The sequence below is a fragment of the Aquimarina besae genome (assembly GCF_042434905.1).
In the GTDB taxonomy this organism is placed as follows: domain Bacteria; phylum Bacteroidota; class Bacteroidia; order Flavobacteriales; family Flavobacteriaceae; genus Aquimarina.
This window is the reverse complement of record NZ_CP170199.1, coordinates 4,798,948-4,813,769: the sequence shown is the minus strand read 5'-3', so window position 1 is coordinate 4,813,769 and position 14,822 is coordinate 4,798,948. Positions and strand designations below refer to the sequence as shown.

Below are 14,822 nucleotides of genomic sequence, written 5' to 3'. Positions count from 1 at the left end.
AACTAAATCGATTGAACCCTTTTACACACACATTTTTCAAATTAATTTTTGATAACAGACACGACTTTCGAACCGTTTTTATTGCTTACCTTAATGAAATATTGTCCATTTTGAAAGGAGGTAAAATAGTTGCTAAGATCCAAAGATTGATGTATGGATTCTTTAGAATACTCTCGGAAATATTTCAACACTCGACCTGTGATATCAATAATAGATATCACGGTATAAGCATCCGAGGGAGATTGATAACTCAGGGTTATATCTTTTCCATTGGTTGGATTTGGATATACCTGAATTTTATTTTCTAAAAATGTATCATCCAGTATTTCAGTGTTTTGACGCGTAAGCGAACTAATGGTTATATCCAGATTTCCGGGAGCAGACCAATTACCTGCAGCATCCCGAACCAGACTTTTAATCTTACCATTTCGTCTTCTAATGTCGTCAGTAACACTTGATCCGGCCGATATGGTAGCTGTGCTATTTGCTCTGAATTTATACACTTTTAAATCATCAAATTCTACCATAGTCTTATTAGTCCTTAAGGATAGGGTACTGCCATTTTTAATCGGAGAGGGATCAGTCCATTTTAGGATGGATTTGTTATTTCTAAAAACTTCGATCACCCCAAATCGTGGGCTATAGGTAATTTTATAGTTTGCCCATTTGTTATCCAACGATACATCATCAATAGCCCTGAAGTTTAGTTGATTATTGATTGTTTCGTAGATCCTTACTTTGTTATCTTCTCCGCTAAACCATATCAGATATGAGTTACCTCTCTGACTAAGATCGGGGGAGTCAGCCATAATGTGAATACCAAATTTTCGAGGGCCACTTGTTGATATGGTTTTTGCAGAGAACTCATATAAATAGGGGAGTCCGGAGTTTTGTGATAAAAACGTATTAAGCTTTGTGTTATCAGAAGAAGTGTTGGACTGGCGCAGATGTCCATTGTTTATAGTCCAATTTCCAGCACCTTTAGTATATCCGGAATAAAAAATATTGAAGTTGTCATTAAAGAATCCATTACCCCGATTTGCATACCAATTACTGCCATACTTTTCTAAAGCCTGATAAAATCTGCGGGTTACTCCTACATTATCATTGTCATTAAAACTTGCTGTAAAATCATTAGATTGTGTATTTCCTCCAATCGCATTGATTGAGGTTGTAGGAGCTTGTGTATCGGTAGAAGATCCAAAAGAATTCTTAGAACGATAAATATAATTTTGTCTGGGTTGTCCGGCATCGACAAAAGATCCGGCGGTAGGAGTGTTGCCTCCCGCAGCTCTCCATTCAAAATGGATATGATCCCCTGTAGAGCCTCCAGTAGTTCCTTCTAATGCGATAACCTGCCCTTTTTGTACAGCTTGTCCCTGATTTACTAATAAAGTTTTATTGTGTGCGTAATAGGTGCGTGTACCATCACTATGCCTAATAATCACTAATCTGCCGTATCCGCTAGATAAGTTACCACTAATCCCCGAAAAAGAAACGGTTCCTGCTGCTGATGCTCTTACATTATCATCCCCAGAAAGTGAAGTAGCAAAATCAATGGCTTGATATCCGTGATGCCCTCCAGGTGTAAAATAGCCGCATTGCCCTACGGGACTATGTGAGCCGGTAGGACCAGGAGTTCCGTGTCTGGAGACACAATTTTCCTTACCAAAATCCCAAGGGAGGTAATACGATAAGGCAGATTTTTGTTGAAATGATTGTTCTTTATTCTCTTTGGTATCAGATTTCCATCCTAAGATTTGTAATTTATTTTCTTTGAATTTTAGTAAGGTTTTATATGTTTTGGTTTTAATAGTATAATCATAAATAATATTAGAAATTCCGTGTAAAGGATCTATTTTCTTTTGCGTAGATCCTAAAAAAATAAAGCGATCCCGCTCTGGAGAAAGCAAGGGTGTTGCATTATAAGTAAAAGGGAGAGTAAGTTTTTGAAGCTTGTTTGCCTTGATGTCATAGATAAAGATTCCTTGGTGCTCTTCGGCTGCATCAAGATACAATGCCTCTACAAAAATTTGATGTGGTTTTTTTGTCCAGGCTATAGGTTTAAAGGCGAGCTCTTTTCGATCTCCGTTTTTTTTATGCTGCAGGGTAGTTTGTTGGTTATTTTTAAGATTTACCTTTTGTAGATTAAAAGCACCTCCTATTTGTTCTCTTTCTAAGTATATCCAGATATTAGGATCATACGGACTTTGAAGACCTTGAAAAAAATCAAAACCAGGGGTTGGCTTCATTTGATTATAAATATGATCAGCTTGTAGTACTATTTTATCAATATGAGATCTAAAGTTGAACTGCTCTTGCTTTTGATCTAATATTCTGGGATTTTCAATATTCAAGTTCTGAATATATAGTTCCTGGTTCTTTCTAAAAATTAGTTCTTGGGCATTTGATAAAGAAGCATAAAGTACTAACGCTACTAAGGCTTTAAGTGTAGTGTTTTTCATAATGATGAGTTTGTGTTGTGTGTCTTTGTATACTAAAAAATTGTGTTGTTGATTAGAATGCAAAGTTTTCAATTCGAAAATTATAAACTCTGTCTATGAAAAACATGGGCACAAGTACTCATTTTTAAGTAGCAAGATAAAGGTGAGAATGATGGATGTTTAATGATATACATCTTTTAGTCTCATAGTATACTTAAACAGCGCATTACTTCCGGTAATTTGTAGTTTTTTACAAATGTTCTGACGATGATTCTTTATGGTTTTTTCGCTTTTAAAAAGATCAAAGGCTATTTCTTTATTGGTTTTTCCAAGGGCAACCTGATTTAGTATTTTTACTTCGGTCTTAGAGAGTTGCTCGTGTGATTTATCCAAAACTCCCACTACTGGATTTGCCTCTTCTTTCCACCAGGATTCCCTAAATCTTTTGCTCACATAAGGCTTATTTAAAATTGCTCTTCCAGCACATTTCTTAAGATTTTCTACAGTATCGGCTTTGTATAGAATCCATTTAATTTCCAGATTTTTAAGTTCTTTAATTAGCCAATCTTCTAAGGTAAATGCCATTATGACTATCTTAGTTTTGGTGGCGTGTAATTTGGTGTATTTTGCCAATTCTATTCCGGAGTTATTGGAATGTAAGGTAGCGTCGATAACAATAAAATCCGGTTGACTATCTACAATAACTTTTCTTAAATGGTCTAAGTCACTTATATCTTCATATAAGTTAAATTTCATATCTTCTGGGGCTTCTAACATCGCTCTGATGCCTAGTCGTTTTAACGGATCATCATAAGCGACTATAACATTAAATTCTTGCATAGTTTTAGGGTTTTGTCAAGAAATTTCAGTAATAAGTTGGGTTCGGTTGATACTCTTATCACTGAATGATTTGATTATGTATGCAGGGTAGTAAAGGAATGATGAGTATTACTTTTCTCGGAAAAAATGGTGGATAACAAAAGGAAGTAAAGCAAAGTCTTGAAATTGGTTGGGTTTTTTCATTGATGTTGCGTTTGTGGGTGAACCTGATAAAATTAAATTTTATTTCTATTCTTTGCTTGAAGGATAATTGTTTTTCGATGTAATGCAGTCTTTTAAGTCAAAGTAAATTGGCAAAAGGTTAGTAAATAATTTGACTTTATAGAGACCAATAAGTAAGATTAAATAGGTTAATCTAGCCTTTTGGTAGATTTGTGATAATGGTAATTTTTTATTAAACATATACTTTTTGTAAGTTAAGTCTCACTCTTTTTATGTGTTATTTACGTACGCTGAAGAAGAAACAGAATAGTTTTTTGATGTTATTTACTTGTATAAAAAATGAATTCATTTCGAAAATCATACTTTATGATGTAAAATAGTTTGTTTTAGCAGGCTTTATTCCAGGTAACACAATTGCAACTGAACCAGATAATCATTTAAACAAGATGTAGGCAAAGAAGTTAGATTTTTGTGTAATGGGTAAACAATTAATAAATTTTTCTAAAAATGGATGGTGTAACTACTTTTTTGGGGAATTTTTAACGGTATAATCGTCTGTAAAATAGTATCTTAATTAAAAATAAAATTATGAAAAAAATAATACTTACATTCTTGTTCGTTGTTGGTGTATCTTCTTTATCTGCGAATTGGATGCATATGGTTGCAACCGATTCTCTTTTGACCAACGATAAAAATTTTTCTTTTGAACTTGATGCTACAGCTACGCAGCAATCCATAACAATCTTATCTGATGTTAAAGAACCTATGCTTATAAAAATTATGGATAAATCCGGCTTTATTAGAATACAGAAAGAGCTGCATCTTGATCGTGAAATAGACCTTACAGAATTACAGGTAGGTCTTTACTTGATAAAAGTCCAAGTGGGTAATTATTTTGAAATAAAAAGATTTTATAAAGGTACAGATGGTGTAGACGTTAGATAAAAATTACGTGTTTTGTATACTTTAACTCTAATCCTTTCACGATTTTATCATGACTAAAACTGAATAGCTTTCTTTGGATTCCATAATCTTAGGTATTTCAATTTTTGTATGTGCATTACTTTTCTGCATGATGCACTAGTCGTTGTAGTCTTGTTTGTTTAGTTTAGGATTGTTGTTGTACTTTATTGAAATAGGACTGTTTTTAAAAGAAAATAAAGTATAAGACAAGCTCTACTTGGATTATAATTATTTTTTCCTTAATCGGAATATATGTATTTATATATTTAATTGATAGAGGAAGTCGGTCGTGTTCTAGTGATAGTTGCCTTATTCGTTTTCTTTTAATCTTTGGAGTTATATTATTGACAGTATGCAGATCAATCTTTTTATATATAATTGCAAAATCAGTAAGAAGTAAAATAACATAAGCTTGGTATTTGCACAAAAACAAAAAGCTTCTGAAATTTAGAAGCCTTTTGCATTTTGCAAATCAATAGTATTTTTTAAAATTTAGTCCTAAGAACCCTTCACGATTTTTTTTACGAATTTTGAGTTTCCTTGTTTAAAAATTAAAATATACACTCCACTATTATAAGCAGATAGATCAATTGTCTTGGAAGTTTCACCTGTCGATTTATCAGATATTCTTTGCACAAGTTTACCACTCACGTTAAATACTGAAATGTCAATCAGCTTATCATTCTTGATGCCATCAATATAAACGTGATGTAACATCGGATCTTGATAAATATTTAGTGCGCTTTCAGTAATTTCTGAAATACTTAAGGTGGGTTCAATATTAATTGCGAATTGCAAAGTTTGCGATGTGCTATTGCAATCATTTGTAAAGTTCACTTCTACTGTCCAATTTCCCTCGATGCCATCGTCATTGTCTGAAACAGTTTCAAAAGAGATTTCTTCTGAGGTGTAAGTGGCGTTATCCGGAGCTGTCCAGGTTAGCGAACCGTTATAAAGTGATGATGGTAGTCGTAAATTGATATTACTACCTGCATTAATATTGGTTTGTGAATTGTTTTGCATCGGAACATATCCCGTGTCGTCTATATTTATTTGAGCAGCGTCAGACAAATCAGGATTTGAAGGATGTACGGTTAAGGAAAGGTTTTGTGTACTATCTTCATTACAGGCATTTTGATTTTTATATCTTACGATATAAGTTCCAGAATTAGAAGGCTGTACATTGGTTAGTTGCCAGGCTGTGGATAAATCAGGTGTAGTATCTATGGTTCCGTCAGGGTATTCGATTTCAAAATTGGATGTACCTGCATTTTGTACGCCCAGATAAATATTGGCGCCTTCACAAATTTCCAGATGATCTTGTTGAAACCAACTTGTTCCATCATTTACAAATGGCGTCAGTCCAAGCGGTTCTTGCACATTTAATACAATGGTTGATTGTGCAGTACAGGATCCATTATTATAAGAAACTACGTAAGACCCTGAATCTGAAGTTTGAACATTACTAAAACTCCAAGCTGTTGAAATATCAGGAGTATCATCGATAGTTCCATCGGGATATTGGATCTGCACATTTTCTAATCCGACATTTTGCATACCTAAATAAATATCTTCTCCCAGACAGACATTAAGCGTACTCTGCTGTAACCATTCGGCTCCATTATTTACATAAGGAGTCACTGTTTCATTGCATTGTAGAGGTGACAATGACGCTTCAAAAATTCCTCTTCCGTGTGTTCCGATAAATATTTTGCCTTCATTTAAGTATTGAATTTCTATATCATTGACCGAAGTATTTGGCAGACACCCATATTTTTTCCACTCTTGTGTGCCGTTTTCCAAAAAGAAAACACCATTATACGTTCCTATAAAAATGGAACCAGCCTGGGTATCATAAGTTTCCAACGAGAGCACAGGGATGTTCGGTAAATTATATGAAATGTTTTGCCAACTATTTCCTCCATCAACAGATTTATAAACTTTCCCATTATTGGTATATCCTCCATAAGAGATAAAAACCGTATTTTCATCTGTAGGATGCACTTCTAAATCAGAAATATATTGATTTACCGGAGTAGCACCAGACGTCCAATTCAAACTACTGGCGTCCTTTGCATACACTACATTGTTTCGCGAAGCATACATTTTATCAGAATTTGTTTTTGCAATGGCTATTTGTTCTAAGTCCTGAGATGGGCTGATATTATCTCCAATAACAGTCCAATTAGACCCTTGATCATCAGATGCGTATACGCTGTTGTATCCAATGATAATTCGGTTAGAATTATTAGGATCTAACTTGAAAGGAGTTTCCCAAGCTCCATTTCCATCTTCTCCAGGAGGAGAAATAAAAGTTCGCGTTCCGTTGACCCATTTTCGTAACGCTCCATTTTGAATGGCATAGTAACGATTGGCAGGATTGTTAAAATCAATTTCTTGCCCCATTCCGTCTGCCGTTGGCTCATAACTTTGCCAAGAACCATTAGAGTTTCTAGTTACATTTCCGTTATCTTGAGATCCGGCTCCTAAAATATTCGCATCGGTTTGAGAAACTGCGATATCATAATATTGCGTGATAAACAAATCTGAAGATAAATTGGCAAAAGATCTGTCTGACACAGAATACCTAAAAACACCACCATCATTACAATAATAAATAAAGTCAGGTTGTAACGGGTTTGTGTATATATTTCGTTGATCTACGTGAATAAAAGGAAGACCATCTCGTCCTAACCATTGTGTGGTAGCCTGAAAGTTATCTCCTCCGTCACTAGAAGCATAACATTCAAAGTTACCAACAACGATATTAGAATCAGAATTATTAGCAAACGAAACCACACAGTTCGATTCTGGTAGCGTTTTTTGACTAAAGTTTTGCCCAAAGTCTGATGATACATTCAGGACAGAACCATTGGTAACTGCTACATATCCGGAATTTGTTTTATTTGAAACAGCAATTCTTACCTGTCCACTTCCAAAATCATTACTTAAGCTAAAATTTTGACCATTATCAGTACTCACATAAAATTGCCCGCTAGCACCTCCTGCAAACACATTATTAGAGTTTAAGCTATATCTTACCGCTCTGATGTTTGCATTTATTATTCTAGTCGTGGTGTTAAAATAATCAGTAGTTCTGTATAATCCATTAGAAGTTGCTACCAGAAATTCATTAGCATTATTAGGATTTACATCTATTTCATAAATTCTAATATTCTGTGGCAAGGTAAAAGTCAAGTTGGTAGGAGTAAAGCTTACACCTCCATCGGTCGATTCGTAAATACCAATACCGGCAGGACCATACCAAACGATATCACTCAACGCAATAATAATTCTATCTGGATTAGTAGGGTTTACAATAATATCTGAAACTGCTGTATGAGGCAAATTATCATTTAAATTGATATATGATTGGCCACCGTCTATGGTTTTCCAGATTCCACCAAAAGCAGCACCTACCCAAAAAATATCTGGATTTGTAGGATGAAAACCAATACTACTCACTCTACCCATATCGATTTGATAACCAAAGTTGCCATTATAATTTACAGCGCTCCACTCTGCATTATAATCAGAATCTTGACAATTGGCACTAGAAGAACGTTTTTGCGAAATCTTGGATTGAGTAAAATCTCCTAGAGTACCATCTTCATTTAAGTGATGTTTCCAAAAACTTTTCCATCTTTGGTATTTTACAAAATCACCATCTCTAAAATCACCTTGAGATAATTCTGCAAATGTTAATCCGGGACAGGTAATTTTAAAAAACGTATCGGCTTCTTTTATGATATCATCAAAGGTTCTTTTTCTTCCATCTTTTTTAGAGGTAAAAGGATTAGATAGAATTTCTTGAATGTTTCTGGTAACTTCTTTTTTTTGAGAATGGACTGATATAGAAAGAAGTAATACAATTAGAAATAAAAATCTTTTTTTCATAGTATTGAGGTTTGTGTGTTAACGATAAGTAGATTTAATAGTGCAACTTATTTATTTTTTTCGAAGGGATATATTATGATTTTACCCCAAGTATGTAGTTTTTTATCAAATACCTGTGATTTTGATAACTCCTGAAAGTAACGTTTAGTGTATATTGTGAAAATTAATGACGATAATGTTTATTTGCTGCTAAATTTCTTAATAATGAAAAAAGTATACTTCTTCCTAATGTTTATAGCTATTTGTGCTTGCTCCAACGACGATGAGGATTGTGGGTGCAGAGAGTTTAACTACTTAGACGGAGGTACATTCATGGCCTTTAGTTGTTCAGATGATATTTAATCTTTGGATGAAGATACTTTTGATGAAGCTTTAGAACGTTGTTCTCAGTTTTCATGAACAATTAGTAATTTCAAACTTCTAATGCACAAACTTTAAGTAGCAATACCAAACTTATTGGTGAATGGTCTATTGATAAAATATTTAATTATAATAAAACGAGGTAAATGGGTTATCTAACCTTATTTGATAAAGTCTGTCAATAAAATTTTATTACTTTTAGACCTAAGTGAATACTTGATGATTATGAAGTATTATATAGTATCGTTACTTTTTGCGTGTATAAATATCAGTGCATATTGTCAAATTTTCTATCCTGAAATCGAAAATTACACTATAGAAAACTACAAGGCAGATAACCAAAATTGGGGTATTGATGTTGATGAGCAGGGTGTAGTTTATGTAGCTAATAACAGAGGGCTTTTACGTTATAATGGACATCTGTGGGACTTGTATCCGTTGCCTAATAAAACCATTGTAAGATCTGTATATTGTGATAATGATAGGATATATACCGGTTCTTATGAAGAGTTTGGGTACTGGAGCAAGGATACTTTAGGCTTATATCAGTACACTTCCTTAATAAATCTGCTTAGCCCTGATCATACGTTAGTAAATGAAGATTTTTGGGAAATCATTCAGCACAATAACTCTATATATTTTAGATCTTTTGGCGGGGTGTATGAGTACGATGGTGAACAAATTCGGTTTATCGATGGTAGTCAAGGAGTTGTGGATATTGAAATATTTCAGGATAAAATTTTGATATCTATTAGAAATTCAGGTTTGTATGAACTTAAAGAAGGAGTTTTAAAACCATTTCAATCGGATACAAAAAATCCTGGACTACAAATTATTACAAGTTTAGCTGCTACAAAAGAAATGTTATTTCTTTATGATGAAGGAGAAGGAGGGTTTATCCGAAAAAACAATAAAGTTGTTTCCCTTTCTCCACAAATAAATTCCTTATTAAAAGCGACAATTTTAAATAAAGCATTATTTATAAACGAAAATGAGATTGCTTTCGGAACAATTAAAAAGGGGGTTATTGTTTATAATCTAAGTAGTCAAAAGGCATACACACTGGAAAAATCTTCAGGGTTACATAATAATACAGTGCTTGGACTAAAATTTGATCAAGGACATTTATGGGTGTCATTGGATAACGGAATTACTAATATCAATTTTGAAAATTCGCTATCATATTATACAGATATCACCGGTACTCTGGGAACTGTTTATGATGTAGTTTTTTTTAAAGGATTCTATTATTTGGCAAGTAATACGGGAGTTTATAAACTTTCAGAAGCAGGAAATCTAGAGTTAATTAAAGGCTCTGAAGGACAGGTGTGGGATTTGTTTACTGTGAAAAATCATTTGTTAGCAGGTCACAACAATGGAATATATCGTATAGAGAATGATTCAATTTTTCCTATTGATCTTAGTAATGGAGGAGTCTTTGAGATTACACCAATAGAGGGTCGAAATGAAGAATATCTTTTAGGAACATATTCCGGAATCCTGAAATTAAGTTACAAAGATGGAGAATGGCAAACCCAGCTGGTTGAAAATATTATGTTTCCGGTACAAAAAATTATACAAGAGTCTGATGGGATTATCTGGGCTTCACATCCATACAAGGGTATCTACAGAATAATACTTAATAAAGATCATACTAGGGCAATTGATAAAAAGGATTATGGGACACATGAAAAATTTAAACAATACACAACAGAGCCTTTTCACATAGGGAATCAAGTATTGTTTCAAAATTCTGGTAGGTGGTTTTCATATTTTAAAGAAGGCGATAGCATAGGTGAATACTCGGAATATTCCAAACTATTAGGAAAAGACCTTGTAGGTCGAGACAATGGGCACTATTGGCTTATTGATAAAAATATAGGTGAGAAAATTGTATTTACCGACACGGATTTCACTACGATTTTTCAGTTAAAAACTTCAGAATTACAAAACCGATTAGTTTCCGGATACGAAAAGGTAAATGTTCTTAATGATTCATTACGTGTGTTAAATCTTAATGACGGAATGGTACTGATGAATTTGAGGCTATTAGCCAAAAGTTTAGATAAAGAAATTGTTTATCCTCCAATCGTTGATAAAATAGTTACTCCAAACGGTAACCAAGAGCTTCTGGATAGTTTCACTCTACCTTTTAACGATTCTCGAAATATAACTTTTGAAGTGTATGCGCCATATTCAATAGAAAGAGAGATATCCTATGCGCTTTCGGGTAGGCTGGTACAAGAAGGAGTGCTTGAAAACGGAAAAGTCATTTTGCAAAACTTACCTTACGGAGATTATCAATTAGATTTTAGAAATAAGAATGCTACAACAACAGTGCAGTTTAATATTTCACCACCGTGGTACTTGTCCATATATCTCAAACTAGTTTACACGCTTATTTTTCTTCTTATCATCTTTTTAATTTACAGAAGAAATAAGATTAAAATAAGAAAGCAACAGATAGCGATGCAAAGAGCATATATAAAACAAACTCAAGAGCGAATTGCAAAAATAGAAAAAGAAAATCTGGAACGAGAGGTGTTAGATAAAAAAAGAGAACTCACCAGTTCTACAGCTTCTGTGATCAAAAAAAATGAAATGATTATTGAATTGAGAAATGAATTAAATCGATTAAAAGAGCTCTCACCTAATCAGTATAGGACCAAACGATTATTATCAGTTTCAAAAAATTATTTGGGTGATGACAATGACTGGAAAATTTTTCAATCTAGTTTCAATGATCTTCATAAAGATTTCTTTAAAAAATTATTAGAATCATATCCTAAACTTACTACCAAAGATCTAAAACTCTGCGCTTACATAAAGACCGGTTTAACTACCAAAGAAATTGCTCCATTAATGGGTATTACAGTTCGTGGTGTAGAATTGCATCGCTATCGATTAAGAAAAAAGCTAGAATTGGCAACAGATGATAATTTTCATAATTTTTTAACTCTTTTTTAATCATATTCTTACTTTTTTACCGTAAAATTTACTGCATCACTACTACATCACATTGTTAAAATTTAAGTTTTAGTAATGTTTTTTCTATTTGATTATCAGTTATTTAGTTAAAAAAGTATTTTTTAGACAACTACTCGAGATATCGTTTATTCTCATTGATGTAATTTCACATAAGGAAAACATAACTATAATATGAAACTATCATTTCTTACTATTTTGTTGTTTACTGGGATTCTTCATCAGGGACTGGCACAAAAAATGATCAAAGGTACCGTAACGGATCCAACCGGTACTCCTTTACCGGGAGCCTCAGTACTTATTCAAGGAACAACTACAGGAACACTAAGCGATTTTGATGGAATTTTTGAAATCAAAGCCAAAGAAGGAGCAATTATCGAGATCAGCTATGTCGGTTTTGAAACAACAAACTTCGTTGTTACTAAAGAAGATGAATACACTATTCAACTCAATGAAGAAATTGATCAATTGGATCAGGTAATTGTTGTTGGATATGGAACACAGCGTAAAGCTATTTTGACCAGTTCTGTCTCTTCTGTGGATGGAGATGATCTGGCAGCAGAACCTGTGCTTAATCCTTTGCAAGCACTTCAAGGAAACGCCGCCGGAGTTCAGATCACTTCTTCTGATGCTCCTGGTCAAGCTCCAAATGTTATCATAAGAGGATTAGGAACCATACAAGGAGGAAGAGACCCCTTGTATGTTGTAGATGGTATTCTTACCAATAATATCAATAACATAAATTCTTCTGATATCGAACGTATTGATGTATTAAAGGATGCGGCTTCACTGGCAATTTATGGTAATAGAGGTGCCAATGGTGTGATTATAGTAACTACCAAAAAGGGGAGGTCTGGTAAAATGGAAATTAACTTTGATTCATTTACAGGTTTTCGGGATATAGTTACCAGAGTAGAAATGGCAGATGCATCGTCATTTGTAACTTTTAGTAACGAAGCAAGAAGAAGAGACCTGCGTAGAGATGGTGACCCAAATAATGACAATGACACTACTGGATTTCTCTTAGCAAATCAGCAGTATAATACCAACTGGTTGGATGAGATTACAAGACAGGGGATAATTACGAATAATAACCTCTCTTTGTCTGGTGGATCAGATAACATACGATCCTTTTTTAGTATGGGTTTCAATAAAGAAGAAGGAATTTTATTGGGTAACGACTTTGATCGTTTGACTCTTAGATCCAATACAGATTATAGAATCAGTGATTCATTTACATTCTCTAATAATGTAAGCGTTCAATTAGCAAATGCTACGCCAAAGAGTTTTAATGCATTTACTAATGCATACAAACAGGCTCCGATTATTCCGGTTAGAGACGAGAATGGAAATTTTGGTACATCTATAGGATTAAACAATGTATCCAATCCGGTTAAAGATTTATTTTTTCAGGATGAAGATCAAAAGTTTTTCAAAATACAAGGAACTTTTAAGCTGGATTATAAGGTCATTGAGCCTTTGACAGTAACTTCTCGCTTTTCTATCGAAAATGAATATGCCAGATTTTATCAATTTGTTAACTTATTAGGCTTGTTCTTAGCAGATGATCCCACTCGGACAGAGGCAGATTATTTTCGTGTAGAGGAAGATCTCCCAAGAACCATTTTAAGAGCAGAACAATCGAATATATATCGTTGGTTTTGGGATAACTATTTAACTTTTGATAAACGATTTGCAGATGTACATGGTATAAAAGTTACCTTAGGAATCACCACCGAAGAAGGGAAAAGAGAATTTCTTGTCGGTACAAGAGAAAATGTACCAACCGATAGAAATTTAAGATTCAACCTAAATACCGGAGATTTAGTGGAGCAAACACCTGCCGGGGGATCGATTAGTGACGGTTTTGGTAGATTATTTTCCTACATCGCAAGAGTGAACTATGATTTTAATGACAAATATTTATTAAATGCTTCATATAGAAGAGATGGTGCTAGCAAGTTTACCAGAGGAAAACGTTTTGGAGATTTTTATGCAGTAAGTGCAGGTTGGGTAGTTAGCGAAGAAAGTTTTATGGAAAATAGTATTTTCGATGTACTCAAGTTTAGAGCGAGTTATGGTGAGCTTGGTAATCAAAATACACCTCCAAATATTCTTAATGTGACTACTGGTGATGGAGGGTTTTATTCTTTTGGTCCGGATGAAGAACTACAACAAGGTATAACCATTACCGGGGCTATAGATGAAGAATTAACCTGGGAAATAACCAATGAAATAGATTTTGGTGTTGAATTTTCAGTTTTTAACCGTCGCTTAACCGGAGAGATGGACTATTATAAAAGAACAAATACAAATGCAATTTTGCAAATTCAACTTCCGGACGTTTTTGGATTTGAACCTTTTAATTCTCACGTAGGAGAGATAGTTAATGAAGGGTTTGAAGCTTCTTTCAATTGGTCTGATGCTATCGGTGAACTTCGATATACCTTGAGTTCAAATTTTACTTATAACCAAAACGAATTAACTAAGGTTACGAATCCGTTTTTTAATGAACAGGATGGAGGAAGCATTGACAATGGTCAATTTACAAAGCGAGTTACTGTAGGGAGACCTTTAGGAAGTTTCTTTCTATATGATGTTATCGGAATTGACGATCGTGGAGAATTAGTGTACGATGATGTCAATAATAATGGTATTGTAGATGAGGGAGATAGAAAATATTTTGGCTCGTATATACCTAAAATAGTAATTGGATCAAGTCTAAGTGTGGATTATAAGAATTTTGATTTTTCAATCGAGACGCTCGCCAATCTTGGTAACGAAGTGTACAATGGTAAAAAAGCACAGCGATTCGGAAACGAAAACGTAGAGCAACAGGTTTTTAATAGAAGGTGGACATCTGGCAGACCAAGTAATACAGATCCCATTGCTTCTAATGATGTTCCTCTGTCTTCAACATATTTCCTCGAATCCGGGGATTTCTTCAGAATCAATAATATTACTTTAGGATATACCATACCAGAGGACGCTTCGGGTCCATTTTCTAAAATCAGAGTATATACAACGGCGAGAAACCCAATAATCTTTCAAAAATTCTCAGGATTTACTCCCGAGTTAGTGGGAGATCCATTAGGTACTGCCGGAATCGAATTAAACGCATACCCGTCTTTGCGATCCTTTTATGTAGGTCTGAATGTATCTTTTTAAATC

Annotated in this window: 6 protein-coding genes; 3 read left to right on the top strand and 3 right to left on the bottom strand. The window is 34.0% G+C overall.

The window, feature by feature from the left end; all coding sequences use genetic code 11:
* Nucleotides 1–41 precede the first annotated feature (41 nt).
* Nucleotides 42–2,465, bottom strand: a complete 2,424-nt coding sequence (locus ACE94K_RS21250) for a peptidoglycan DD-metalloendopeptidase family protein (protein WP_378177308.1) — start codon at nt 2,463–2,465, stop codon at nt 42–44.
* A gap of 159 nt (nt 2,466–2,624) precedes the next feature.
* Nucleotides 2,625–3,284, bottom strand: a complete 660-nt coding sequence (locus tag ACE94K_RS21245; protein WP_378177305.1) for a response regulator transcription factor — start codon at nt 3,282–3,284, stop codon at nt 2,625–2,627.
* A 750-nt stretch (nt 3,285–4,034) separates the two neighbouring features.
* Between ACE94K_RS21245 and ACE94K_RS21240 the strand changes: the two genes are divergently transcribed.
* A complete protein-coding gene (locus ACE94K_RS21240) occupies nt 4,035–4,391 on the top strand; it encodes a T9SS type A sorting domain-containing protein (protein ID WP_378177302.1) in 357 nt (118 codons plus the stop codon).
* A 516-nt stretch (nt 4,392–4,907) separates the two neighbouring features.
* On the opposite strand, the gene ACE94K_RS21235 is transcribed toward ACE94K_RS21240, so the two are convergent.
* The gene (locus ACE94K_RS21235) at nt 4,908–8,306 is read right to left on the bottom strand and encodes a T9SS type A sorting domain-containing protein (RefSeq protein ID WP_378177299.1); all 3,399 of its coding nucleotides are present in this window, start codon (nt 8,304–8,306) and stop codon (nt 4,908–4,910) included.
* Nucleotides 8,307–8,891: 585 nt separating this feature from the next.
* Here ACE94K_RS21235 and ACE94K_RS21230 point away from each other — a divergent pair.
* Together ACE94K_RS21230 and ACE94K_RS21225 are read left to right on the top strand one after the other, a co-directional pair.
* The gene (locus ACE94K_RS21230; RefSeq protein WP_378177296.1) at nt 8,892–11,633 is read left to right on the top strand and encodes a LuxR C-terminal-related transcriptional regulator; all 2,742 of its coding nucleotides are present in this window, start codon (nt 8,892–8,894) and stop codon (nt 11,631–11,633) included.
* Nucleotides 11,634–11,825: 192 nt separating this feature from the next.
* Complete coding sequence (locus tag ACE94K_RS21225; protein ID WP_378177293.1) at nt 11,826–14,819, top strand: SusC/RagA family TonB-linked outer membrane protein; 2,994 nt, start codon at nt 11,826–11,828, stop codon at nt 14,817–14,819.
* Nucleotides 14,820–14,822: the final 3 nt, after the last annotated feature.

What these genes read in the sequence shown, in the direction of transcription:
- ACE94K_RS21245 (WP_378177305.1), bottom strand. Translation starts at nt 3,284, where the DNA reads ATGCAAGAATTTAATGTTATAGTCGCTTATGATGATCCGTTAAAACGA.
- ACE94K_RS21235 (WP_378177299.1), bottom strand. Translation starts at nt 8,306, where the DNA reads ATGAAAAAAAGATTTTTATTTCTAATTGTATTACTTCTTTCTATATCA.
- ACE94K_RS21230 (WP_378177296.1), top strand. Translation starts at nt 8,892, where the DNA reads ATGAAGTATTATATAGTATCGTTACTTTTTGCGTGTATAAATATCAGT.
- ACE94K_RS21225 (WP_378177293.1), top strand. Translation starts at nt 11,826, where the DNA reads ATGAAACTATCATTTCTTACTATTTTGTTGTTTACTGGGATTCTTCAT.
- ACE94K_RS21240 (WP_378177302.1), top strand. Translation starts at nt 4,035, where the DNA reads ATGAAAAAAATAATACTTACATTCTTGTTCGTTGTTGGTGTATCTTCT.
- ACE94K_RS21250 (WP_378177308.1), bottom strand. Translation starts at nt 2,465, where the DNA reads ATGAAAAACACTACACTTAAAGCCTTAGTAGCGTTAGTACTTTATGCT.